At 59.1% G+C, this 24,537-nt stretch carries 27 protein-coding genes; 24 read left to right on the plus strand and 3 right to left on the minus strand.

Features of this window, described 5'->3' with window-relative positions; genetic code table 11:
• The 6 genes from rpsD to AC4GMC_RS04920 form a co-directional block, all read left to right on the plus strand.
• On the plus strand, window positions 1-353 hold a 353-nt coding region (rpsD, locus tag AC4GMC_RS04895; protein ID WP_490391438.1), incomplete at its 5' end, for a 30S ribosomal protein S4.
• Between the two features lie 269 nt (window positions 354-622).
• Complete coding sequence (locus AC4GMC_RS04900) at window positions 623-2,038, plus strand: homospermidine synthase (protein ID WP_487879150.1); 1,416 nt, start codon at window positions 623-625, stop codon at window positions 2,036-2,038.
• A 104-nt stretch (window positions 2,039-2,142) separates the two neighbouring features.
• Window positions 2,143-3,372 (plus strand): MFS transporter, encoded by a 1,230-nt coding sequence (locus tag AC4GMC_RS04905; protein WP_487878746.1) that lies wholly within the window; start codon window positions 2,143-2,145, stop codon window positions 3,370-3,372.
• A 39-nt stretch (window positions 3,373-3,411) separates the two neighbouring features.
• Window positions 3,412-4,062, plus strand: coding sequence for a peptide-methionine (S)-S-oxide reductase MsrA (msrA, locus tag AC4GMC_RS04910; RefSeq protein WP_487878747.1), 651 nt, complete (start codon window positions 3,412-3,414; stop codon window positions 4,060-4,062).
• Window positions 4,063-4,109: 47 nt separating this feature from the next.
• Window positions 4,110-4,997, plus strand: coding sequence for a 50S ribosomal protein L11 methyltransferase (locus AC4GMC_RS04915; RefSeq protein ID WP_487878802.1), 888 nt, complete (start codon window positions 4,110-4,112; stop codon window positions 4,995-4,997).
• A 109-nt stretch (window positions 4,998-5,106) separates the two neighbouring features.
• Window positions 5,107-5,454 (plus strand): hypothetical protein, encoded by a 348-nt coding sequence (locus AC4GMC_RS04920; protein ID WP_487878803.1) that lies wholly within the window; start codon window positions 5,107-5,109, stop codon window positions 5,452-5,454.
• Between the two features lie 83 nt (window positions 5,455-5,537).
• Here AC4GMC_RS04920 and AC4GMC_RS04925 read toward each other — a convergent pair whose 3' ends face one another.
• Entirely contained in the window at window positions 5,538-5,726 is a 189-nt protein-coding gene (locus AC4GMC_RS04925; protein WP_038004419.1) for a DUF1127 domain-containing protein, read from the minus strand.
• A 329-nt stretch (window positions 5,727-6,055) separates the two neighbouring features.
• On the opposite strand from AC4GMC_RS04925, the gene ruvC reads away from it, so the two are divergent.
• The 16 genes from ruvC (at window position 6,056) to folD (ending at window position 21,500) form a co-directional block, all read left to right on the plus strand.
• Window positions 6,056-6,562 carry a crossover junction endodeoxyribonuclease RuvC gene (ruvC, locus tag AC4GMC_RS04930; RefSeq protein WP_038004420.1) on the plus strand — a complete coding sequence of 169 codons (507 nt, stop codon included), beginning with the start codon at window positions 6,056-6,058 and terminating at the stop codon, window positions 6,560-6,562.
• The gene (gene ruvA, locus AC4GMC_RS04935; protein WP_487878356.1) at window positions 6,559-7,203 is read left to right on the plus strand and encodes a Holliday junction branch migration protein RuvA; all 645 of its coding nucleotides are present in this window, start codon (window positions 6,559-6,561) and stop codon (window positions 7,201-7,203) included. Before ruvC ends, ruvA begins: the two co-directional genes overlap by 4 nt.
• Window positions 7,204-7,206: 3 nt before the next feature.
• Window positions 7,207-8,223, plus strand: coding sequence for a Holliday junction branch migration DNA helicase RuvB (ruvB, locus tag AC4GMC_RS04940; RefSeq protein ID WP_487878357.1), 1,017 nt, complete (start codon window positions 7,207-7,209; stop codon window positions 8,221-8,223).
• 79 nt (window positions 8,224-8,302) lie between these two features.
• Window positions 8,303-8,932, plus strand: a complete 630-nt coding sequence (locus AC4GMC_RS04945; protein WP_058124499.1) for a hypothetical protein — start codon at window positions 8,303-8,305, stop codon at window positions 8,930-8,932.
• Complete coding sequence (ybgC, locus tag AC4GMC_RS04950) at window positions 8,929-9,333, plus strand: tol-pal system-associated acyl-CoA thioesterase (protein ID WP_487878358.1); 405 nt, start codon at window positions 8,929-8,931, stop codon at window positions 9,331-9,333. Before AC4GMC_RS04945 ends, ybgC begins: the two co-directional genes overlap by 4 nt.
• 93 nt (window positions 9,334-9,426) lie before the next feature.
• Entirely contained in the window at window positions 9,427-10,125 is a 699-nt protein-coding gene (gene tolQ, locus AC4GMC_RS04955) for a protein TolQ (protein WP_038004427.1), read from the plus strand.
• 3 nt (window positions 10,126-10,128) lie between these two features.
• Entirely contained in the window at window positions 10,129-10,605 is a 477-nt protein-coding gene (gene tolR / locus AC4GMC_RS04960) for a protein TolR (RefSeq protein ID WP_487878359.1), read from the plus strand.
• Window positions 10,606-10,611: 6 nt separating this feature from the next.
• Window positions 10,612-11,748 (plus strand): hypothetical protein, encoded by a 1,137-nt coding sequence (locus AC4GMC_RS04965; RefSeq protein ID WP_487879148.1) that lies wholly within the window; start codon window positions 10,612-10,614, stop codon window positions 11,746-11,748.
• A 1-nt stretch (window position 11,749) separates the two neighbouring features.
• Entirely contained in the window at window positions 11,750-13,072 is a 1,323-nt protein-coding gene (gene tolB, locus AC4GMC_RS04970; protein ID WP_487877946.1) for a Tol-Pal system beta propeller repeat protein TolB, read from the plus strand.
• Window positions 13,073-13,137: 65 nt separating this feature from the next.
• Window positions 13,138-13,668 carry a peptidoglycan-associated lipoprotein Pal gene (pal, locus tag AC4GMC_RS04975; RefSeq protein ID WP_487877947.1) on the plus strand — a complete coding sequence of 177 codons (531 nt, stop codon included), beginning with the start codon at window positions 13,138-13,140 and terminating at the stop codon, window positions 13,666-13,668.
• 3 nt (window positions 13,669-13,671) lie between these two features.
• Window positions 13,672-14,529, plus strand: coding sequence for a tetratricopeptide repeat protein (locus AC4GMC_RS04980; protein ID WP_487877948.1), 858 nt, complete (start codon window positions 13,672-13,674; stop codon window positions 14,527-14,529).
• A complete protein-coding gene (tilS, locus tag AC4GMC_RS04985) occupies window positions 14,526-15,728 on the plus strand; it encodes a tRNA lysidine(34) synthetase TilS (RefSeq protein WP_487877949.1) in 1,203 nt (400 codons plus the stop codon). Before AC4GMC_RS04980 ends, tilS begins: the two co-directional genes overlap by 4 nt.
• Window positions 15,729-15,804: 76 nt before the next feature.
• On the plus strand, window positions 15,805-17,718 hold the full coding sequence (ftsH, locus tag AC4GMC_RS04990) for an ATP-dependent zinc metalloprotease FtsH (RefSeq protein ID WP_487880358.1): 1,914 nt from the start codon (window positions 15,805-15,807) through the stop codon (window positions 17,716-17,718).
• Between the two features lie 105 nt (window positions 17,719-17,823).
• Window positions 17,824-18,417, plus strand: coding sequence for an MOSC domain-containing protein (locus tag AC4GMC_RS04995; protein WP_487879202.1), 594 nt, complete (start codon window positions 17,824-17,826; stop codon window positions 18,415-18,417).
• Between the two features lie 318 nt (window positions 18,418-18,735).
• Window positions 18,736-20,412 (plus strand): formate--tetrahydrofolate ligase, encoded by a 1,677-nt coding sequence (locus AC4GMC_RS05000; protein WP_487879201.1) that lies wholly within the window; start codon window positions 18,736-18,738, stop codon window positions 20,410-20,412.
• A 188-nt stretch (window positions 20,413-20,600) separates the two neighbouring features.
• Window positions 20,601-21,500 carry a bifunctional methylenetetrahydrofolate dehydrogenase/methenyltetrahydrofolate cyclohydrolase FolD gene (folD, locus tag AC4GMC_RS05005; protein WP_038004443.1) on the plus strand — a complete coding sequence of 300 codons (900 nt, stop codon included), beginning with the start codon at window positions 20,601-20,603 and terminating at the stop codon, window positions 21,498-21,500.
• On the opposite strand, the gene pdeM is transcribed toward folD, so the two are convergent.
• Window positions 21,497-22,207: a ligase-associated DNA damage response endonuclease PdeM gene (gene pdeM, locus AC4GMC_RS05010; RefSeq protein WP_487878574.1), complete on the minus strand. Its 711-nt coding sequence runs from the start codon at window positions 22,205-22,207 to the stop codon at window positions 21,497-21,499. The two genes, folD and pdeM, sit on opposite strands and share 4 nt — an antisense overlap.
• A 48-nt stretch (window positions 22,208-22,255) precedes the next feature.
• Window positions 22,256-22,504 carry an accessory factor UbiK family protein gene (locus tag AC4GMC_RS05015; RefSeq protein ID WP_038004448.1) on the minus strand — a complete coding sequence of 83 codons (249 nt, stop codon included), beginning with the start codon at window positions 22,502-22,504 and terminating at the stop codon, window positions 22,256-22,258.
• A gap of 115 nt (window positions 22,505-22,619) precedes the next feature.
• Between AC4GMC_RS05015 and lgt the strand changes: the two genes are divergently transcribed.
• Window positions 22,620-23,480, plus strand: a complete 861-nt coding sequence (lgt, locus tag AC4GMC_RS05020) for a prolipoprotein diacylglyceryl transferase (protein WP_487878586.1) — start codon at window positions 22,620-22,622, stop codon at window positions 23,478-23,480.
• Window positions 23,477-24,529, plus strand: coding sequence for a class I SAM-dependent methyltransferase (locus tag AC4GMC_RS05025; protein WP_487878585.1), 1,053 nt, complete (start codon window positions 23,477-23,479; stop codon window positions 24,527-24,529). The genes lgt and AC4GMC_RS05025 overlap by 4 nt, the downstream gene beginning before the upstream one ends.
• Window positions 24,530-24,537 lie beyond the last annotated feature (8 nt).

Consider the following 24,537-nt stretch of genomic DNA (forward strand, 5'->3'; position numbering starts at 1 on the left):
GCCTGCTGGAGCGTCGTCTGGACGCTGTTGTGTACCGCGCCAAGTTCGTTGCAACTATCTTTGCTGCACGTCAGTTCGTGAACCACGGCCACGTGACCGTGAACGGTAAGAAAGTGAACATCGCTTCCTACCGCGTCAATGAAGGTGATGTTGTCGAAGTTCGTGAGAAATCCAAGCAGATCGCTGTTGTGATCGAGGCTACTCAACTGACTGAGCGCGATGTTCCTGACTACATCGAAGCTGACCACAACAAAATGAAGGCGACGTTTGTGCGCACCCCCGGTTTGGGCGATGTGCCATACGCGGTTCAAATGGAACCAAACCTCGTCATCGAATACTACGCTCAGAACTAATCTGACGCTGATTGACGGATTTAAAGGCCGCTCCTTCGGGGGTGGCCTTTTGCGTTGGGGTTGTGGGGTGCTGTGCCTGCAGGGTGTTGCCCGTGCGGGCTTTGGTGGATTTTCGGCCAATAGGTCACGTTCCAAGGCTATCCCCCGCCAGTGGTTTCAGCCTATGAAGCACGCACTGGCGGGCACGTCCCTGTGTGACATTGCCCAAATCCATTTTCTTTCTGCCAAGCGCGGTCTATCTCGAACCGCACCAAGCAAGGAGCAGCGCGATGTCTCACCCTATTTATGCCCGTATTGATGGCCCAATTGTGATGATCGGTTTTGGGTCGATTGGTCGGGGAACGTTGCCCTTGATTGAACGCCATTTTGAGTATGACCGCGCGGCGTTTTCGGTGATTGAGCCGGGTGAGGCGGGCCAGAAGGAATTGGCGGCGCGGGGCATCACATGCCATCCCGTGGCCTTGACGCCGGACAACTACCGTGAGGTGCTGGGCCGCGTATTGGAACCGGGTAAAGGGTTCTGCGTGAACCTGAGCGTTGATACATCGTCGCTTGATCTGATGAAGTTCTGCCGCGAGATCGGCGTGCCATACATCGACACGGTGGTTGAGCCATGGGCGGGCTTCTATTTTGACACCGAAGACAACGCCGCCCGCACCAATTACGCGCTGCGCCAAGCGGTGCGCGATGAGAAGGCCGCCAACCCCGGCGGGAGCACTGCCGTGTCGTGCTGTGGCGCGAACCCTGGGATGGTGTCTTGGTTCGTAAAGGCAGGGTTGATGACCTTGGCCCGGGACACGGGCCGCGATGTTGCCACACCTACGGACCGCTCAGGTTGGGCGGGGTTGATGCAGTCGCTTGGCGTAAAGGGCGTGCACATCGCTGAGCGCGACACGCAGGCCCGTGAAACGCCACGCCCCCGCGGTGTCTTTGTGAACACTTGGTCGGTTGAGGGGTTCATTGCCGAAGGATTTCAGCCCGCCGAGCTGGGCTGGGGTACCCATGAGACGTGGTTCCCTGAAAACGGGTATCGACACAGCGAGGGCTGTCAGTCGTCTATCTGGTTGGACCGGCCGGGCGCGATTACGCGAGTGCACACTTGGTGCCCTACCCCTGGGCCGCAGTTTGGGTTTTTGGTGACGCACAATGAGGCGATCTCGATCTCGGATTACTACACTGTGGGTCCGGCGGATGCGCCGGAGTTCCGACCAACGTGCCACTATGCCTATCACCCAGCGGACGACGCAGTGTTGTCGCTGCATGAGATGTTTGGGTCTGGTCGGCAACAGACCGAGCATGTGATCTTGGAGGTCGATGAGATCGTTGAGGGCATCGATGAGTTGGGTGTGCTGTTGTATGGGCATGAGAAAAATGCCCTGTGGTATGGATCACGGTTATCGAACGAAGAAACCAAAGCGTTGGCCCCGGATCAGAACGCGACCGGGTTGCAGGTAACCTCTGCGGTTTTGGCAGGAATGGTTTGGGCGGTGGAAAACCCCAACGCTGGTATCGTTGAGACCGATGAAATGGATCACGCTCGCTGCCTAGAAGTGCAAGTGCCCTACCTTGGACCGGTTGAGGCGCATTACACCGATTGGACGCCTTTGCAGGACCGTTGGCAGCATTTCCCTGAGGATATTGACGAAGCCGACCCGTGGTTGTTCCGCAATGTTTTGGCCAGCTAAATTTCTTGCCTCCGGCGGGGATATTTCGAAACCAAAGAAATGCAGGGGCGGCTGTGCGTGGGCGCGGGATTGCTCTGGGCGGGGCACTGGTGTAGCGCGAGTGGGTGAGAACCGTACACCTCTCTGAGACGCGCGACTGGCCTTTGTGGCGGCGCCCTGTGGCTCTGTTGGCTTTGATGGCCGCAGCCATGCCCATTGCCTTTGCCACTTGGTCGGCCCTGTTGAACAACTTTGTCATTGAAATGGCGGGGTTTGATGGTGCGGACATTGGGTGGCTGCACACTGTGCGTGAGATTCCCGGATTTCTTGCGATTGGGGTGATTTTCATAATCATTTTTATGCGCGAGCAGGTTTTGGCGTTGGTGTCACTTGTGTTGTTGGGTGTGGCCACGGTTTTGACGGCGCAGTTTCCATCCTTGGGTGGTTTGTTGTTTGTGACGCTGTTGTCGTCCATCGGCTTTCATTACTACGAGACCGCCAACCAATCGTTGCAGTTGCAGTGGATCGACAAGGCGCGTGCGCCGCAAGTGCTGGGCATTTTGATGGCTGTCGGGTCGGGGGCGACGTTGCTGGCGTATGGCGCGATTGTGCTGACGTGGCGGGCGTTCGATTTAAGCTATGATCTGGTCTATTGGGTTGCGGGATCGATCACTGTGGCCATGGCGTTGTTCGCGTTTTGGGCGTTTCCGCAGTTTGAGAGCCCCAATCCCCAGACGAAAAAGATGATCCTGCGCAAACGTTATTGGCTGTACTACCTTTTGCAGTTCATGTCCGGCGCGCGGCGGCAGATTTTCGTGGTGTTCGCTGGTTTTATGATGGTCGAGAAGTTCGGCTTTTCGGTGAGTGATATTACGGCTTTGTTCATGGCCACGTTGGTGGTGAATATGATCGTGGCGCCGCAATTGGGTCGAGCTGTTGCGTATTTTGGTGAGCGGGCCGCGTTGATCGTCGAGTACGCCGGTTTGTTCGGGATTTTCGCATTCTACATTGGGCTGTATTTGTTTGATTGGTCGGCTACGGTGGCGGCGGCTTTGTACATTCTGAACAACATCTTTTTTAGCCTCGCGCTGGCGATCAAGACATACTTTCAAAAGATCGCGGACCCCGGGGATATTGCGCCCACAGCGGCTGTAGCCTTTACGATCAACCATATTGCCGCGGTGTTTTTACCCGCATCGCTGGGCTACCTTTGGTTGGTTTCACCGATTTCGGTTTTTGTAGCGGCGGCCTGTATGGCGTTGGTGTCGCTTGGGTTGTCGTGTCTTATCCCGCGCCACCCAGAGCCAGGGAACGAGACTGTGATCACGCGACCTGTCCCTAGTCCTGCGGAGTAAAGCGCCCTATATCAGGCGAAAGCCAGATGGAGGTGCTGCATGTTTCTGTTCCAACGTAAGAAAGCCGAGATGGTCGCGCGCAGTGCGGCGCTGCCCGGTCGTCAAACGGCAATCCCCACGGCGCAAACTCACTTTGTAAACGGCAACCCGTTGTTGGGCCCCGTGCCCGATGGCATGGAAGAAGCCATGTTCGGGATGGGCTGTTTCTGGGGCGTTGAGCGGATGTTCTGGCAACTAGACGGTGTGTACGTCACGCTTGTGGGCTATGCGGGGGGCTACACCCCGAATGCCACATATGATGAGGTCTGTTCGGGCCAGACGGGTCACAATGAGGTGGTGCGTATGGTCTATGACCCGGCGATCATCAGCTATGATGATCTGCTGCGCGTCTTTTGGGAAGGGCATGACCCGACGCAGGGCATGCGGCAAGGTAACGATATGGGCACGCAGTACCGCAGCGGTATCTATACCTATTCTGATGTGCAAAAGGCCGCCGCTGAGGTATCCAAGCTCGCGTTCGCGCCACGGCTTTTGTCTGCGGGTTATGGTGCGATCACCACCGAGATCATCGACGCCCCTGCGTTTTACCATGCAGAGGACTATCACCAGCAGTACCTTGCCAAAAACCCAAACGGGTATTGCGGTATCGGTGGGACGGGCGTGACCTGTCCCATTGGTGTGGGCGTCTAGACAGCCGCCGCAGGGCCGGGTAGGCGGGGTGCAAAGGAGCCCCCGCTATGACCGAAACGACCTTTACTGCCTTTACGACACTTTCTGGCAAGGCGCCCGCCGAAGCCTTGGGCGAAGCATTGGAGAACATCGATCCAGCGCCCTACGGCGTGGGCGTTTTTGAGGTCGAGGATGGCTCGGGCACGTGGGAGGTCGGATCCTACTTCCTAGAGCGCCCGGATGCGGTGGCCCTAGCATTGTTGGCGGCAGCACACGGGGCCGCAGATTTCGTAGTGTCCGAATTGCCGGACACGGATTGGGTCGCCCATGTGCGTCGCGAATTGCACCCAGTTGAGGCAGGCCGGTTTTTTGTGCACGGGGGGCATGATGCCGAAGCGTTGCCCGAGGGCCGCATTGGCCTGCTAATTGAGGCCGCGATGGCGTTTGGCACCGGGCATCACGGCACGACACATGGATGCCTTTTGGCGTTTGAGCGGCTGCTACAGGCGGGCTTTGGCCCCGGCAAAGTGGCTGACATCGGGTGCGGCACTGCGGTTCTGGCTATGGCTGCGGCCAAAGTGTGGTCCGCGGATGAGGCTGGCACGGTCTATGCCAGCGATATGGACCCAACGGCCGTGGACGTGGCGCGCGTGAATGCGGACGTCAACGGATTGGGCGACCGGATGGAATGCCTAGAGGCTGCGGGCTTTGATCACCCGACACTGGCAGAGGTCGGCCCATTTGATCTGGTCTTTGCTAATATTCTCATGGGACCCTTGCTGGAATTAGCCCCTGATATGGCAACAAACGTTTCTTTTGGTGGCTACGCTCTTTTGTCGGGCATCCTGAATGAACAGGCCGCAGACGTAATTAAGGCATATGAAACAGTAGGTTTCACGCTGGAGCATCATCACAAGACGCCTGAGTGGTCGACGCTGTCGTTGAAGAAAAGCTAAAAATCGCGCCTTATTGGCGCCCCATTTCGGCTGTATTTTATCAGTGTTGGGGGTGCCAATTCATTTTGAGGTGCCGATGTATAGTCAAAATAAATCGTTTCAGCACCGTATGGCTGAGGTGGAAACGCGCAAGCGTGAAGCCACGTCGAAACACGCTAAGGTGCTTTATAAAAAGCGGCCCGATGGGTTGCTCGTTCCTGTTGTCTTAAAGAAGGCCCGCCGTATTCCGTGGGTGCACTTGGCTTTTGTAACTGTGTGTTTGATCGGCTTGAAGGGGTTTATTTATGCCTACTTCGGGACCGAGGTTTTGAATGTGCGGGTCACAGGCTTGTCACAAGGCAATTGGTCGGACCAGGTCTTTGCCTTTGTACTGCAACCAGATTCAATCTCGCTGTGGGTTGCAGAATGGATGGCGGCGATTTTACCGTCAAAGGCTGGGGTTCCCGTCGCCGGATAAACGATCCTCCAGACATGCAGAACGCCGCACGAGGATGCGGCGTTTACACGTTACAAAGGTGGATGAACCCCTTTGCTACAGCCTTAGATCAAGGCTTCGATGTCAGCGCGTTTGAGCCCGATATCATTCAGCTCCCGGTCCGATAGACGCTCAAGAGCATCACGCGTTACGCGGCGATCATTCCAAGCCGCAATGGCTGCAATGAGAGAGATAAAGAACGTCCGAGGGCCATTTTCGGTGGCGATCGGACGGATGGTGTCGAGGGTTGCCATAAGTGCGTCCTTTCCGATCTTTCAAGTTTTTAGGTTTAAAGGAAAGCGCTGTAATTGCCTTCCATGGGCCGCAGGTATGCCGGAATTCAGATATCAACAATTAGCAAGAATGCATGTCTCATATGCGATTTGCGCATAGGATTGTGGGGGTGGTTAATGGGTTTATTTGATTGCGGATTTCGGGCGAAAAAGCGTCGCTTGCGAAATGTGTTTCGTCGGTTTTGGTCCGCAATGTCGCGTTTGGGACCGCGTGCAATTAACCTTTGTTTTTCTGGCTGCCGTCGGATCTTCGTGATAGTCCTGTAACAAACATAAAAGGCGAGAGCAGAATGCGCGTTCTAGGGGTCGATCCCGGGCTAAGGAACATGGGGTGGGGCGTGATTGAGTCGCGCGGCAGCCACTTGCGCCACATCGCCAACGGGACATGCAAGACGGATGCAAAGGACACGCTGGCCGCACGGCTGCTGAGCCTGCATGCGCAGCTGACCGATGTGATCGCGGCCTATGAGCCCGACACCGCCGCAGTCGAACAGACATTCGTGAATAAAGATGGGGCTGCGACGCTTAAACTAGGACAGGCGCGTGGTGTTGCGTTGTTGGTGCCGGCGCAGGCGGGCTTGGCAATTGGGGAATATTCACCCAACGCCATCAAAAAGACGGTTGTGGGCGTAGGGCACGCGGACAAGGGGCAAGTGCAGGCAATGGTACGTGTGCAATTGCCCGGCGTCACGTTCGATAGCCCCGATGCGGCTGACGCGCTTGCGATCGCGATTTGCCACTCGTTTCACGCGCAATCCTCAGGTCGATTGGAGGCCGCAATGCGGGCAGCACAATGATTGGCAAACTTACGGGTCGGGTCGATTACAAAGGCACGGATCACGTTCTGTTGGATGTGTCGGGCGTTGGCTATACCGTGCACTGCTCGGACCGCACGCTTGCGAACCTGCCGCCCAAGGGCGAGGCCGCCGCACTTTATACAGAACTGTTGGTCCGTGAGGACCTGTTGCAATTGTTCGGGTTCACCACTGTTTATGAACGGGAATGGCACCGTCTGTTGATCTCGGTCCAAGGGATCGGGGCCAAGGCATCGATGGCGATATTGGGTACGCTTGGGGCCGATGGCGTGGCGCGTGCGATTGCATTGGGCGACGCCGGCGCGATCAAGGCCGCACCGGGGGTGGGCCCAAAGATTGCCGCGCGCGTCGTGAATGAGTTGAAGGACAAGGCTCCGGGCCTGATGGCCACCGGGTCTGACACGCTGGTTGAGGCGGTGGGCGATGTCCCCGCGGCGGCCTCTGTGGCTAAACCGCAGGCTGCGCCCTCAGCGCCCGGTGGGCAGGCTGAAGCGTTATCCGCGCTGACCAACCTTGGCTATGCGCCTGTTGATGCCGCCCGCGCCGTGGCTGAAGCCGCTGATGCTGGTGACACCGGCGCAATCATCAAGGCCGCGCTGAAATTGCTCGCGCCGAAGGGCTAAGCCATGACTGACCCGCTTTTGGATCCGCACCCCGCCCCCGAAGACAACGACCGCGCATTGCGTCCGCAAGCGCTTGAAGAGTTCATCGGGCAGGCCGAGGCGCGCAGCAACCTGCGCATTTTCATCGAAAGCGCACGGCGTCGCGGCGAGGCGATGGATCATGTGCTGTTTCATGGCCCGCCCGGCTTGGGCAAAACCACGTTGGCCCAGATCATGGCGCGCGAGTTGGGGGTGAACTTTCGCATGACCTCTGGCCCGGTGCTGGCCAAAGCGGGCGATTTGGCAGCGATCCTGACCAACCTTGAGGCGCGCGATGTCCTGTTCATCGACGAAATTCACCGCCTGAACCCTGTGGTCGAAGAAGTGCTATATCCCGCGATGGAGGACCACGCGCTGGATCTTGTGATCGGGGAGGGGCCGTCGGCACGAACCGTGCGCATCGACTTGCAGCCCTTCACGCTTGTGGGGGCAACGACTCGGCTTGGCCTGTTGCAAACCCCGCTGCGGGATCGCTTTGGTATCCCGACGCGGTTGCAGTTCTATACCGAGGATGAGTTGCACCAGATCGTTCTGCGTGGGGCGCGCCTGTTGGGGTGCCCTGCCGACGATGCTGGCGCGCGCGAAATTGCGAAACGCGCCCGTGGCACACCACGTGTCGCAGGGCGGTTGCTGCGCCGGGTCGTGGATTTTGCGGTTGTTGAGGGGGATGGTCGCGTCACCCAAGCGCTGGCCGACAACGCGCTGACCCGCTTGGGTGTGGACAACGTCGGGCTGGACGGCGCGGACCGTCGTTACCTGACCCTGATTGCCGAACATTACATGGGCGGCCCCGTGGGGGTTGAGACAATTGCCGCCGCCCTATCCGAGAGCCGCGATGCATTAGAAGAAGTGGTTGAGCCATATTTGCTGCAACAAGGCATGCTGCAGCGCACGCCGCGCGGCCGGATGCTGGGGCCCCGCGCGTGGACCCATCTGGGCCTGACACCACCACGTCCCGAACCCCAAGGGGACTTGTTCTAGGGGCGAAAAATCTTCATGTAGACCCCTCGAACGGGAGGGCGCCTCTAGGCGTCGTTCCCCCTGCATTCATGGGGCCGAGATGACACCAGACGAGACAACCGCCTATTTCACCCGCGCCGATGGCAGTTATTTGTTCGCCCGCTGGGGCCGGCCCATCGTGCCGATCACGTTCGGTGTCTTGGACGAAACGATCGCGGTTCTAAAGGGCGCGATCGAGGCGTTGTGCGTTCTGACTGGCCACAAAATGGCCGAGACGGACCCAGAGCTGGGCGCCAACCTCATGGTGTTCTTTATTCAAAGCTGGGACGAGCTGACCGAGACCCCAAATATGGACCGACTGTTGCCGGACCTAGAGCCGCTGGTTGCGCGCCTCAAGGCGGCGGATGCCAACCAATACCGTGCTTTCAGGTTTGATGAGGACGGCGGCATCAAGGCCTGCTTTTCGTTCATCTGTATGGATGATGCGTTGCGGGATGTGCCCGCCGAAACGCTCGCGCTTAATCAAATGGTACAGGCCATGGTGTTGTGGTCCGACACGGCGTTTCTGGGCGCCTCGCCCATTGGGTTGGTCGACGGCACAGCGGTGCTGCGACCTGATGTATCCAGCTTGTTGCGCGCGGCCTATGACCCGGTGATGCCGGTGATGGCGCAGGATCCGTCTCATGCGTTGCGGCTTAGCGCGCGGATGGCGGCGGAGAAAGTTCAGTGAGCCTGACGGGTCCGCATCGCTGGCCCATTCGTGTCTATTATGAGGACACCGATCTGGCCGGGATCGTGTATTACGCCAACTACCTCAAGTTCATCGAGCGCGCCCGGTCTGAGATGGTCCGCGCTGCGGGTATCGATCAAATTGCGATGAAGGCCGCGGGCCAAGTGTTCGCCGTCGCTCGGCTAGAAGCCGACTACCGTGCCCCCGCAAAGTTCGATGATGAGTTGATCGTTGAAACATCGGTCACAAAGACGACCCCGGCCCGGCTCACATTGCAGCAGGTTGTATCCCGTCAAAATACCCTAATTTTCGAAGCAAAAGTCGTGCTTGTCTGCCTTGGCCCGGACGGGCGTCCCACCCGGTTGCCGCCCCAGATCACAAAACTGGCAACCGCTCGCTGATTTGTGCCAAAACCTTGGCCTTTGCGCTGAAATTCTGTTATCTAATTTCTATATAAGCCGATAACGGCATCACTAGACAGGACCGAGCAGTCCATGGAAACTGAAGTTCTCGCAGCCGCGCAGGAGATTGATTTCTCTATGTGGGCGCTGTTTCTCCGCGCCACGTTTATCGTGAAGGTCGTCATGATCATGCTGATCGTGGCCTCCGTCTGGGTTTGGGCGGTGTATATTCAAAAGCTTATGCAGTTTCGCCAAGCACGGGCCGAGACCTCCGTCTTTGATGAGGCGTTCTGGTCAGGCGAGCCGTTGGATGAATTGTATGCCAAGATCAACGGCGCGCCCAAAACCGCGAATGAGCGTATTTTTGTCTCGGCCATGACCGAGTGGGAGCGCAGTCATCGCAACGACGGCGGATTGATCGCAGGTGCGCAGGCGCGGATTGACCGGGCCATGGACGTTGCAATCGCCAAAGAGCGCGGCGCGCTGACCTCGGGGCTTACGTTCCTTGCGACAACCGGATCGACGGGGCCGTTCATCGGCCTGTTTGGCACCGTTTGGGGCATCAAACACGCGTTTGAGGAAATCGCCATTCAGCAGAACACCAACCTTGCGGTTGTCGCGCCCGGTATTGCGGAGGCGTTGTTGGCCACGGGTCTGGGCCTATTGGCTGCGATCCCTGCGGTGGTCTTTTTCAACCAGCTTAACCGTGATGCGGACAAGATCACGGGCGAATACGAGGCCTTTGCCGATGAGTTCGCTACGATCCTGTCGCGCCAGTTGGACGCGGCCTAGGTCATGGGTGGCGGGGTCATGCAATCGGGTAGCGGCGGACGGCGCGGACGGCGTCGGCGCGGCGGTGGCAGTCAGCCAATGTCCGAAATCAACGTCACGCCATTTGTGGACGTGATGTTGGTGCTGCTGATCATCTTTATGGTCGCGGCACCTTTGTTAACGGCTGGCGTGCCTATCGAATTGCCAGAAACGGCCGCAGGGCCGCTTCCGGATGAACAAGAAGAACCGCTCGCCGTGACGATTGCCGCTGATGGTACCGTGTTGATCCAATCCACCGAAGTGGCCCGTGAAGAACTGGTGACGCGGTTGCAGGCCATCGCGGCAGAGCGGACCACCGACAAGGTGTTTCTGCGGGCCGATGGGATCGTGCCCTATGCACAAGTGATGGAGGTTATGGGGGCGCTCAATGCAGGCGGTTTCCGCAATCTGGGGCTGGTGACGGACGCGGGCGGGCCAACGCTCGACGCGGACGGACAGTGATCGCGCATGCAGATGCGCGAGGGCCTCATTGTCTCCGGGACGGTCCATGGGTTGATTGTTCTTTGGGCGCTTGTGGGGGCGTGGTTTCAACCCGCCCCGCCAGAGGTGCCGTTTTCGGTGACCGAAGTGAGTGTGATGACCAACGCTGAATTTGACGCAATGGTGTCTGACGCCCCTTCGGCCGAGATACCGATGCCGTCAGCCCCTATCGCGCCACTGTCTGAGACATCTGACATCGCAACGCCGCAGGTCGAAACGACCCCTCGACCCGAGGCCCCGACGCCGCAACCCGCACCTCAGGAAGCACCGCCCCCTCCGGAAGTGGCCATCCTAACCCCACCGCCGCGCACCGAAGTGCAGCCAGAAGCCCCGCAAGCGCCCGAGCCACCCGCGCCGCCGCCCTCGGACCCGGATGCGCCGATCTCTGATGCACCGCCAACACCGCGCGCAGCCCCGCGCGTTGCGCCCACGCCTGCGCCGCCATCGTTGGCGGAAACCGCCCCTGTGGTTGAGGCCGCACCCACACCGAGCGAGGTTGCCGATGCCCCACCAGAGGAGGCCGCGCCCGATCCCGTCGCCCCGCCAGAGGCCACCACACGGATTGTGACCGAGGCGGATATTCCATCACGCGCGCCAGACGTTTCCTTGCGACCACAGCGCAAGCCAAGCCGGCCCGTGGCCGTAGCCGAGGCCCCAGTGGTTGAGCAGCCCGTGGCTGAGCCCGCCCCTGAACCCACCCCCGAGCCAGAGGCCGATACGTCCTCTGGGATAGCGGGCGCGATTTCTGAGTTGCAACAAACGGTTGCCGCCGCGCCATCTGGACCACAGCTTAGCAGTGGCGAACGGGATGGCTTCCGGGTTGCGGTGCAATCGTGCTGGAACGTCGATCCCGGCGCTGTCTGGGCGCAAACGGCTGTGACGATTGCCTTTGCGCTCAACCCGGATGGCACGCCCGTTGCAAGTTCCCTGCGCATGGCAGGATTTCAGGGTGGCTCGGAAGCGACGGCCCGACAGGCCTATGAGGCAGGTCGCCGCGCAATCTTGCGCTGTGGCGCCCGGGGGTTTGATCTGCCGCAAGAGAAATATGACCATTGGCAAGAGGTCGAGATGACCTTTGACCCTTCATCGATGAGGATCCGTTAATATGCTGTCCCTTCTAAGCCGTATCTTTGTAGCGCTGGCGATTTTGACCAGCCCCGCCGCGGCGCAAAGCCCGGGGCCGCTGCGCATTACCATCACCGAAGGCGTGATTGAGCCGATCCCCGTCGCGATCCCGGATTTTGTGCCGCAAAACCGGGCGTCGAATGCTATGGCCCAGGACATCAGCCGGGTGATTGCGGCAAATCTGACGAACACAGGCTTGTTTCGGGAAATTCCCGCCTCAGCGCATATTTCTCGGGTGACCAGCTTTGACAGCACAGTGCCCTATAGCGACTGGAAAGCGATCAATGCGCAGGCGTTGATTACGGGCGCCGTAGCGGTTCAGGGCAACCGTTTGACCGTGCAGTTCCGCTTGTTTGATGTGTTTTCGGATGCCCCTCTTGGGGATGGGTTACAGTTTGTGGGTACCACAGACGGGTGGCGGCGGATGGCGCACAAAGTCTCGGATGCTGTCTATGCCCGGATCACTGGTGAGGCGGGATATTTCGACAGCCGCGTTGTTTTCGTGTCCGAAACCGGCCCCAAAAATGATCGCCGCAAGCGTCTTGGGATCATGGACTATGACGGGGCGAATGTTTCCTTTCTGACCAGCTCAGACACCATTGTGCTGGCCCCCCGCTTTTCGCCTGACGGAGAGCAGATCCTCTATACCAGCTATGAAACTGGCTTCCCGCAGGTCTATGTGATGGATGTGGCGACCCTGCGCCGCCGAGTGATCAGTGACCAAGGCGGCGACATGAGCTTTGCGCCCCGCTTTTCACCCGATGGCCGGACGGTGGTCTATAGCCTTTCGGCGCGCGGTAACTCGGACATCTACACGCTTGATCTGCGCTCGGGGCAGTCGCGCCGCCTGACCTCTGGTCCGTCGATCGAGACAGCGCCCAGTTTCTCACCCGATGGCCGCCAGATTGTGTTTGAAAGCGACCGTTCTGGTAGCCCGCAAATCTATATCATGTCCGCATCGGGCGGCAGCGCGCAGCGGGTCAGTCAAGGCCGTGGGCGCTATGGCACGCCGGTGTGGTCTCCGCGTGGTGATCTGATTGCCTTTACCAAGCAAAATGCGGGCCGGTTCCATATTGGCGTTATGCGCACCACTGGCACTGAGGAACGGCTCCTTACGGGGGCGTTTCTTGACGAAGGCCCTACGTGGTCACCAAATGGGCGTGTCATTATGTTCACACGTGAAAGCAGTGGCGCGCAGGGAGCGCCTGCTTTGTACTCTGTCGATATCTCGGGGCGTAACCTGCAACGCGTCCCGACCCCCAATGCCGCGAGCGACCCCGCATGGGGTCCGCTTTTGCCCTAAGCCATGTTATACCCATCACTGCGGGGACGAGCTGCCCGCATGTGCCCACAAGAAGGACGTTTGAAATGACCCACCGCACTCCGATTATGTTGCTGGCCGCCCTCGCGCTGTCGGCTTGTACCAGCAATCCGTTCCTCGGGGACGGCGGCGGCTTTGGCGGCACCGGCAGCGATAGCGCGCTGGGCAGTGATGGCCAGATTGTGTCCGGCTCGGTGGACGACCCCACCTCGCCTGCCTACTTTCAGCAAGCCATCGGCGATCGCGTGCTGTTTGCCGTAGACCAAAGCACCATCGGTGAAGCCGCGCGCGCTACGCTGACCGGCCAAGCAGATTTCTTGGCCCGCAATCCCGAATATACCGCTCTGATCGAAGGCCACGCCGATGAGCAGGGCACGCGGGAATACAACCTTGCGCTGGGCGCGCGCCGGGCTGCATCAGTGCGTGACTATCTGGTCAGCCAAGGCATCTCTGATGCCCGTCTGCGCACCGTCACCTATGGCAAAGAACGTCCGATTGAGCTGTGTTCAACTGAAGCGTGTTACAGCCAAAACCGTCGGTCGGTCACAGTCTTGGGTGCCGCCGGTCTGGGGAGCTAACCTATGAAACTGCCTGCACTTTTACTGTGGTCACCCGTGGCTTTTGTTCTTGCCTTTGCCACGCCGCTGTCCGCGCAGCAACCGCAGGAGCAAACGCTGGCGGATATCCGGCAGGAACTAACGGTTCTGTTCGTAGAAGTGCAGCGGTTGCGCACGCAGCTATCGACCACAAGTGCGCCGGGGACGGTTGTCTCTGGCGACACGGTGTTGGAACGGCTCGATGCGATTGAACAGGAAATGCGCCGGCTGACGGCCATTACCGAAAACCTTGAACTGCGCGTACAGCGGGTGGTTGTCGATGGCACAAACAAGGTGGGTGACCTTGAATTTCGCCTATGTGAGCTGGAAACGGCCTGCGATATCGGTTCACTCGGTGAAACGCCTAAACTGGGCGGTGATTTGACAGATACGGTGGCGACTGGCCCCGCGCCTGGTCCGGCCCCTGCACCAACCCCCGAGGTCGATGGTGAGCAGTTTGCCATAGGCGAGCAGGGTGATTTCACCCGTGCACGTGAAGCATTTGAGGCAGGGGATTATGCGGCAGCAGCAGAGCAGCTAGAGGCGTTTTCCCAGACATATCCAGGGGGGCCGCTCACGCTTGATGCGTTCTTGTTGCGTGGCGATGCACTGAGCCAGATGGGAGAGTGGCAGCCCGCCGCCCGCGCCTATCTGGACAGTTTCAATCTAGAACCCAATGGCCCCGAAGCGCCCGGTGCTTTGCTGAAACTGGGCAGAGCGTTGGACATGATCGGTCAATCGGGCGAGGCCTGTTTGATGCTGGCTGAGGTTGGTATCCGCTTTCCCGGCGCGGTCGAAGTGGCCGAGGCTGAGGCCGCACTGGCGACACTTGGCTGCTCGTGACATTAGAGGCCCGCGCCGTTGAGGCGATTAGAACGCTCTGCCCCGAGGGCACGGTTGCGGTTGCATGTTCAGGCGGTGGGGATTCGATTGCAACGCTGCATCTAACGGTGCGCGCCTTGGGTGCGGCGCGCGTCACAGCGTTGAGCGTTAACCATAATCTACGTCCTGAGGCAGCTGATGAAATTGCGCTGGTCAGTCGGCATTGCGCGGCGCTTGGTGTCGGGCATCAGGTGCTGAATTGGCAATGGTCGGGGGTCGGCAATGTCCAAGCTGCCGCCCGCGAAGGCCGCCATTCGGCGCTGCTAGGGGCAACTTCGGGCGCGATCCTGATGGGACACACGGCGGATGATCAGGCCGAAACAGTGCTGCTTCGGCTTGCACGCGGCTCTGGCGTGGATGGTTTGGCGGGTATCCGGCCTGTGTCTGGCCGTTTGATCCGACCGCTCCTTGGCGAAACTCGGGCAGATTTGCGTGATTGGTTGCGGGCCGAGGGTTTGGATTGGGTGGATGATCCATCGAATGAGGACTCCCGGTTCGATCGTATCCGGGCGCGCAAAATGGCGGAGACGCTGGCCGATCTGGGCCTCAGTCGGGCGCGGCTTCTACAGACCGCGGCATTGATGCAAGACGAGGCTGATGTGTTGGCCTATGCAGCACTAGATTGGGCCAAGACGCACGTTCGGGCCGAGGCGGGTGATTTGTTGATCGATCCATCGGCTGCGCGGACGGCGCCACCTGCGCTTGTTTCCCGGATTTTGGCGGCGGCGGTGCAGTGGATGTCGGCCAGTTCCTATAAACCCCGAAGGCAGGCCACGCAGAATTGGTTGGAACAGGCCACGTCGCAAGGCCGCGCGCCTTTGGGGGGCGTGGCGATGACCGTCCAAGATGATACGTTGCGGCTGAGCCGAGAACTGCACGCAGCCAATAGGTGCGAGAAGTCATCTGCAGCCGGACTGTGGGATCATCGCTGGCAAATCACCGGCCCGGAAGACGTAGGCGCGCTGCGGATTGCGGCCTTGGGCGACTATCTGCGTGATTGCCCTGCGTGGCGCACAACCGGATTGTCGCGCCGATCCCTAGAAGCCACGCCCGCAATTTTCGTCGATGGCGCCTTTGTTGCGGCACCTTTGGCAGGGTTAAGCCGCGGTTGGGACGCTTTTATCCCCATCTCGTTCATCACATTCCTCGAATCCCGTTGAAGTTCGCCCCATCACGGTTATCTTTAGCATAACTGGCGCAGTCCTCCCGTCGCGCCACACTTGAAGGAGTATCCCCTTGGGTAACGCGAGAAATATCGCCTTTTGGGTCGTTCTGTTCGTCCTGATCCTGTCTTTGTTCAACCTGTTCTCGGGTGGGCAGTCGTCGTCCAATGCCCGTGCGGCAGCCTATTCGGACTTTATCGCACAGGTCGAAGGCGGCGGAGTGAACTCTGTCACGTTGGACGGTGAGCGTATTTTGTTCCGCGGCGCGGATGGTCAGCAGCAAGTGACCATCAAGCCCGCTGATGTGGACGTGACTCAAACGCTTTTGGATAACGAGGTCATCATCCGTGCAGAGCCACAAGAACAGTCCGGATTTATGTCTGCGATCTCTCTTTGGTTGCCGTTCCTCGTGCTGATCGGCATCTGGATTTTCTTTATGAACCGGATGCAGGGTGGCGGCAAAGGCGGGGCAATGGGCTTTGGTAAATCCAAGGCGAAACTGCTGACCGAAAAGCAAGGTCGCGTGACATTTGACGATGTGGCAGGCATTGATGAGGCGAAAGATGATCTCGAAGAGATCGTAGAATTCCTCAGAAATCCTCAGAAATTCAGCCGTTTGGGCGGGAAAATTCCCAAAGGCGCGCTGCTTGTGGGCCCTCCCGGTACGGGTAAGACGCTGCTTGCACGGGCCGTGGCCGGTGAGGCGGGTGTGCCGTTCTTTACCATCTCGGGTTCTGACTTTGTGGAGATGTTCGTGGGTGTTGGCGCAAGTCGTGTGCGCGACATGTTCGAGCAGGCGAAGAAGAATGCGCCCTGCATCGTGTTCATCGATGAGATTGACGCCGTGGGCCGGTCCCGTGGCGCAGGCTACGGCGGTGGCAACGATGAGCGGGAGCAAACGCTGAACCAGCTTCTGGTTGAGATGGACGGTTTTGAAGCCAACGAAGGCATCATCATCGTGGCCGCGACCAACCGCCCTGATGTTTTGGACCCCGCGCTGCTGCGTCCTGGCCGGTTTGACCGTCAGGTGCAGGTGCCCAATCCCGACATCAAAGGTCGTGAGAAAATCCTTGGCGTCCACGCACGCAAAGTGCCGCTTGGCCCCGATGTGGATCTGCGCATCATTGCACGCGGTACGCCCGGGTTTTCGGGGGCTGATTTGGCCAACCTTGTGAACGAATCGGCTCTGATGGCGGCTCGTGTCGGTCGTCGCTTTGTAACAATGGAGGATTTCGAATCCGCCAAGGACAAAGTGATGATGGGTGCAGAGCGTCGCTCGATGGTCATGACCGAGGATGAAAAGGCACTGACGGCGTACCACGAAGCGGGTCACGCGGTGGTCGGCCTGTACGTGCCCGATCACGATCCGATCCACAAAGCCACGATCATTCCACGCGGTCGCGCGCTGGGTCTGGTGCTGTCGTTGCCTGAGCGGGATCAACTGTCCGTCAGTAAGCAAAAGTACACCTCCAAGATCGCGATGGCGATGGGGGGTAAGGTTGCGGAAGAGCTGAAGTTTGGGCCCGAGAATGTGACATCGGGTGCGACCTCGGACATTCAGCAGTCATCCAAGATTGCGCGTGCGATGGTCACTCAATTCGGCTTTGCCGAAGAGTTGGGCCATGTGGACTATGCCAATGAGCAGCAGTCCTATCTGGGCAACTATGGTGGTGGTACAAACCACAGCCAAGCGACCCAGCAGATCATCGATAAGAAGGTCAAAGAGATCATCGACACCGGTTATGAGACCGCTAAACGCATCCTTACGGAAAAGCGGGATGAGTGGGAAAACCTCGCTCAGGGCTTGCTGGAGTATGAGACGTTGACGGGACCTGAGATCAAAAAGGTCATGCGTGGCGAGCCTCTGAACCGTGGCGACGATGACGAAGATCACAGCACGGGTGGGACCAGCGTTACGGCGATCCCCAAGACAAAGCCCAAGTCCAAGCCTTCGGGCGGCGACATGGAGCCAGAGCCGACAGCTTAAATTGGCCTAACGCGTGTTCTGCACAAAACCCCCTGCGCGTTTGCGTGGGGGGTTTTTCTTTGTCTGCAGCCAGGGCTAAATGGGTCGCATAAACAGGAGACGACGATGCCGGCACTCAAACCGCTGAACCTAACTGGCCAGATCTTATGGCTGGGCCATGTCCGGGATCGGACTGCGGCTTTGGCATCAATCGCGCAGGCCGAAATGGTTCTGTCTTTTGCAGGCCCTGCGGGAGAGGATCACGGTGGGCTGACGCGTCCGTCATGTAGTCGGGTGATCTCTCAGTACCCCAGAGGCACTGAGATTAGGAACACACGGCAACTCTCGATCGTTTCTGCTGAGGAGTTGGCGCAGATCGCGGCGGCAATGGACGTAGATGCTTTGGACCCTTGGTTGGTTGGGGCGACGATGGTGATTGAGGGCATCCCTGATTTCAGCCACTTGCCGCCATCGAGCCGATTGCAAATCGCAAACGGCGCGACTCTGACGGTGGATATGCAAAACCGCCCATGCCACTTACCAGCGGCTGAAATTGATGTGCCACATCCGGGTAAGGGCCGCGCGTTCAAGGCCGCGGCAAAGGGCCTGCGCGGTGTGACTGCATGGGTCGAACGTGAGGGCACGGCCTGCGTCGGCGATAGTGTTACCGTTCATGTACCGGACCAGCGTGCATGGGCCTATACCGGCGATGAGCTCTAGGCGGTTGACGTCAGTAGGCTGACGACGATGCCGCAGGCCAATAGCAAAAATCCAGAATGTAGATAGAGGGTTTCAATGTTCATGGGAGCTCTCCGCTTAATGATGTTGAAGATTCCCCTGAGCGGTTAACAAAGCGTTTACGGCACAGCACCGTTCGCTGGGTTTCCGATCTGAAACGTCTGTTTCCTCTGTGGACGATTCCGATGCCCGTTTTGTCGGAAATGCACCACGGTGGGCACTGACGCGTCTCTATATGCCGAAGTATACATGAAAACTGTGGCGAATTTTACGGCCACGGGTGCATGCAGGGAGAGCAGCATGAGCTATAAGACCGATATCGAGATTGCCCGCGAGGCGTCGAAGCAGCCCATCCAAGAGATCGGCGCGAAGCTGGGCATCGACACGGCGGATTTGCTGCCCTACGGCCATGACAAAGCCAAAGTGAGCCAAGCCTTCATCGAAAGCGTCAAGGACAAGCCTAACGGCAAACTGATCCTCGTGACCGCGATCAACCCCACCCCCGCAGGTGAGGGCAAGACGACAACAACTGTGGGTCTGGGCGATGGGCTGAACCGCATCGGCAAAAAGGCCGCTGTTTGCATCCGCGAAGCCTCGCTTGGGCCGAACTTTGGGATGAAGGGTGGCGCTGCTGGCGGCGGCTACGCGCAGATCGTTCCGATGGAGGATATGAACCTCCACTTCACTGGCGATTTCCACGCGATCACCTCGGCGCACTCGCTGTTGAGCGCGATGATCGACAACCACATCTATTGGGGCAATGAGCTCGAAATCGACATTCGTCGCGTGGTTTGGAAACGCGTTGTGGACATGAACGACCGCGCGCTGCGTCAGATCACAGCGTCGCTGGGTGGCGTGGCCAACGGTTTCCCTCGCGAAGCTGGCTTTGACATCACCGTGGCGTCTGAGGTTATGGCAATCCTGTGTCTTGCGACCGATCTTGCTGATCTTGAAAAGCGTTTGGGCGATATGATCGTGGCCTATCGCCGCGACCGCACGCCCGTGTTCTGCCGCGATATCAAGGCACAGGGCGCGATGAGCGTGCTGTTGAAGGACGCGATGCAGCCCAACTTGGTGCAAACGCTCGAAAACAACCCGGCATTTGTGCATGGCGGCCCATTCGCCAACATTGCGCACGGCTGTAACTCGGTGATTGCAACGACCACGGCGCTGAAGACGGCGGACTATGTTGTGACAGAGGCGGGCTTTGGGGCCGACCTAGGTGCTGAGAAGTTCATGAATATCAAGTGCCGCAAAGCGGGCCTCGCGCCCGACTGTGTGGTGTTGGTCGCGACAGTGCGCGCGATGAAAATGAACGGTGGCGTGGCCAAAGCCGATCTGGGCGCCGAAAACGTGGACGCCGTGAAAGCTGGTTGTGCGAACCTTGGCCGCCACATCGGCAACCTCAAAAGCTTCGGTGTGCCGGTTGTCGTGGCGATCAACCACTTTGTCACAGACACGGACGCCGAGGTGCAGGCCGTCAAAGACTATGTGGTCAGCCAAGGGTCCGAGGCGATCTTGTCGCGTCACTGGGAACTGGGCTCGGAAGGGTCCGCAGAATTGGCGACACGCGTTGCGGAAATCGCAGACAGTGGCGTGAGCCAATTCGCCCCGCTTTACGCCGATGAGCTGAGCTTGTTTGAAAAGATCGAGCGCATCGCCAAAGGCATCTATCGTGCGGACGACGTGATTGCAGACAAGAAGATCCGCGACCAGCTGCGTCTGTGGGAAGAGCAGGGCTATGGTCATCTGCCGATCTGCATGGCCAAGACGCAGTACAGCTTCTCAACCGATCCGACCCAGCGCGGCGCGCCGACAGGCCATTCGGTGCCTGTGCGTGAAGTCCGTCTGAGTGCGGGGGCCGGGTTTGTCGTGGTTGTTTGCGGTGAGATCATGACCATGCCGGGCCTGCCCCGCGTGCCCTCCGCTGAAGCCATTCACCTGAATGAGGCAGGCCAAATCGAAGGCCTGTTCTAGGGGCATAAACCATCCAAGGGTCAACACCGGGCGGGCAACAAGATTACTCAGTACTCAGACCATCCGCCCGGTTTCTTGGTCCATGGCGTCATATGACACATGGCTGCGATGCGCAGCGCGCCCTATGGGTTTCCACAAAGCGCCGCACACCTGAGTGTTGGCAAACAATATGTTAAGGAGGCGTTAACATGGCGCAGATCATCGATGGAAAGGCGTTTGCCGCCAAAGTGCGCGGACAAGTGGCCGATCACGTGGCGCAATTGCGCGCGGATCACGGGATCAAGCCGGGCCTTGCCGTGGTTCTGGTGGGCGAAGACCCTGCGAGCCAAGTTTACGTAAAGTCCAAAGGCAAAATGACGGTCGAGGTCGGCATGACCTCGGTTGAGCATCGCCTGCCTGCTGATACTCCCGAAGATACCTTGCTCAGCCTGATCGCAGAGCTGAACGCAGATGCCGAAATTCATGGCATCCTTGTGCAGCTGCCACTGCCCGATCACCTTGACTCTGATCTGGTGATCAACTCGATTGATCCGGCCAAGGATGTCGATGGGTTCCACATCTCAAATGTTGGGCTGCTGGGCACGGGCCAAGACGCGATGGTCCCCTGCACGCCGCTAGGATGCCTGATGATGTTGCGTGACTATCACGGTTCGCTCAGCGGTATGGACGCTGTTGTGGTGGGCCGCTCCAACATTGTGGGCAAGCCGATGGCGCAGTTATTGCTGGGCGATAGTTGCACAGTGACCATCGCGCATTCGCGGACAAAGGATTTGGCGGCGGTGGTCAAGCGCGCGGATATCGTGGTGGCAGCCGTCGGTCGTGCTGAGATGGTCCCAGGTGATTGGATCAAACCCGGTGCGACGGTCATTGACGTGGGTATCAACCGCATTCCTGCCCCCGAAAAGGGCGAAGGAAAAACGCGCCTTGTGGGGGATGTGCATTACGAAAGCTGCGCTGAAGTTGCGGGTGCTATCACGCCCGTGCCCGGTGGTGTCGGCCCAATGACCATTGCGTGCCTGCTGGCCAATACGTTGACGGCGTGCTGCCGTGCCAATGGCCTGCCAGCGCCCGAAGGCCTGACGGCCTAGCGCGGTTGCGCTAGCGAATGTCGCAGGGGCGCTGCAGGTGCTGCGCCCCGCGGCATCGGAATTTCGACCATCGGTGTGCCGGTCAGGATGGCGGTGGCCTTTGGCTCCATCATCGTAGAAAGTGCCGCATCGCTTGACCGCAGCCCGCCCGTATACGTGCCATAAGCTGGCAGTATCAGGCGCATTTCATCCCGTAGAAAACAGGGCCGCGATAGGCTGCGACCTTGCAAGGCTACACGCGCTTTGGGGTGGTAATGCCCCGACACCTCTCCCCGAGCGCCCCCTGTCGCAATATGGCGAAAGATCAGGGGCGGCTCGTAAAAGGCATCCAGATGTGTGCCGCCAAGTTCGAGGGGGGCAGGGTCGTGGTTGCCCGCAATCCAAACCCAGCGTCGCCCGGCCATCAGCCGTTCAATCCACGTGCGATGTTCCTCTGACAGGGCCTGCTCTGAGTCCATGTCGTCAAAGGTATCCCCCAGACACACCACAATGCGTGCGCCCGTTGTCATGATGTCATGATCAAGCCGGGTAAGGGTGTCTGTGGTTTCATAGGGCGGCAACAGGCTGCCGCCGCGCCGTGCAATACGTTCGGACTTGCCCAAATGCAGATCCGAGACAATTAAACATTGGCGGCCGTGCCACCAAAGTGCGCCTGACGGCAAGGCCGTCAGCTGCGCCTGTGCAAATTCAAAAGCGTAACCTTCCATAACGTCAACAGATACCACTTCTTGCGGAAATGGAAGAGCCGACCGCTACTACTTGTTATTATCGCTTTCCAAAGCCTCAAGGCGCGCCAAAAGAGCGGCGTTCTCTTCGCGGGCTTTCTGCGCCATGGTACGCACGGCATCGAATTCTTCGCGAGTGACGAAATCACGATCCGCAAGCCAGCGGTCCATCAAGGATTTCATCGCTGTCTCAGCCTCATCCTTGGCGCCCTGAGCCACGCCCATGGCGTTCGTCATCAATTGGCCAAGGTCGTCAAAGATTTTGTTGCGCGTTTGCATGGGGGCCCCTTTTGGCTATGTGCTGGCTCCTTATATGGGCTGCGCGAGGCTGGCTCGCAACCTTGTTGCTGTCGCACCCGTTGACATCCGGTGACGGGCGGCTGATCCATCGACTATGATAAACGCTATTCCCTTCCCAAACCTTTCGCCCGAGATTTTCACGCTGTCGCTGGGGACGTTTGAATTTTCGCTCCGCTGGTATGCGTTGGCGTATATCGCTGGGCTGGGTTTTGCGTGGGCATTTGCACGGTGGCTGGTACAGCGGCCGGGGCTGTGGCCTGCGGGTCAGGCGCCTATGACGTCTGCGCAAGTCGAAGATTTCATGACGTGGGCGGTTCTGGGGGTGGTTCTTGGGGGGCGGCTCGGGTTTGTGCTGTTCTACCAGCCTGCCTACTACCTTGCCCATCCGGCTGAAATCCTGATGGTTTGGCAGGGGGGGATGGCGTTTCATGGCGGCTTCCTTGGTGTGGTTGTCGCGGCTATTATATTTGTCCGTCGCAATGGTTTGCCGTGGCTGAGTACAGGCGATCTGATCGCGATTTCGGTGCCTATTGGGCTGATGCTGGGGCGGCTTGCGAACTTTATTAATGCCGAGCTATGGGGCCGACCGACCGTGGTCGCATGGGGTGTGATTTTTCCGGGTGCGGCGGCCCAATCCTGTGGCGAGCCTTGTGTCCGCCATCCGTCGCAACTGTACCAAGCGGGGCTTGAGGGGTTTGCCCTGTTCGCCCTGCTTGTTTTTGTGGCGCTGCGGCTGCGGGGTTTTCATAAACCCGGCTTGATCATGGGGCTGTTCGTGGCTGGCTATGGGGCCGCCCGGGTCATTGTCGAAGGGTTCCGCCAACCTGATGCGCAGTTCATCACGCCGGATAATCCACTGGGGCATGTGTTTTTGGGGCTTACGATGGGGCAGCTGTTGTCGATACCGATGTTGCTGATCGGGGTATCCCTTGCAAAGTGGGCGGCGCGGCGATGAGCACGCCCCTGACCCATATCCTCGCCGCGCGCATCCGTGCGGACGGCCCTATCCCGATGTCGAGCTATATGGCCGAATGCCTACTGCACCCGACCCATGGCTACTACACAACGCGTGACCCGTTTGGTGCGGCGGGTGATTTTACGACTGCGCCTGAAATCAGTCAGATGTTTGGCGAAATGCTTGGCCTGTCCATGGCGCAGGCTTGGATGGATCAGGGGCAGCCTTCGCGATTTATCCTCGCGGAGCTTGGTCCCGGACGTGGCACCTTGATGGCGGATGTGTTGCGTGTGGGGCGGGCTGTGCCCGGCTTTGTTGAAGCAGCGCAAGTTGTCTTTGTTGAGGCATCTGAGGTATTGCGCCGCGCACAGGCGACGCGCGTGCCGGATGCCCGCTGGGTCGACAGCGTCGATCAAATCCCTGCGGATGCACCGCTGTTTCTATTGGCCAATGAATTTTTTGATGCGCTGCCGGTTCGCCAGTTTCAGCGACAAAAGGTGGATTGGGCCGAAGTTTGTGTGGGCCTTGATGCGGGCGGCGCGCTGCAACTGACGCTGCGCCCTGCGCCCGGTGCGATACCCAACCGACACAGCGATACCCAGCCCGGCGATATCGTTGAGGTATGCCCCGCGCTGCCAGGCATCATCGCCGAGGTCGCGACCCGCGTGGCTAATGGCGGCTGTGCGATCATTGTGGATTATGGTGATTGGCACTCGTTGGGTGATACGGTCCAAGCTCTGCGCGCCCACACGCCAGAGCCGATCCTTGCGGCACCCGGTGCGGCCGACCTGACGGCGCATGTCGATTTTGAGGCGATCGCACAAGCGGCCCAAAAGCAGGTGAGCGCGATGGTTCCCCAAGGCATTCTGTTAGAGCGTTTGGGCATCACGTCCCGCGCGCAAACGCTGGCCAAGAGTTTAACGGGTGCTGCACTAGATGCGCATATTGCGGCTCACCGGCGCTTGACCCATCCGGATGAAATGGGTCACCTTTTCAAAGCGATTGCCCTTGGACCAAAGGGCGGTCCGTTTCCTCCGGGGTTTGTATAGTGGGCGGG

This window comes from Thalassobacter sp. (genome assembly GCF_982993085.1).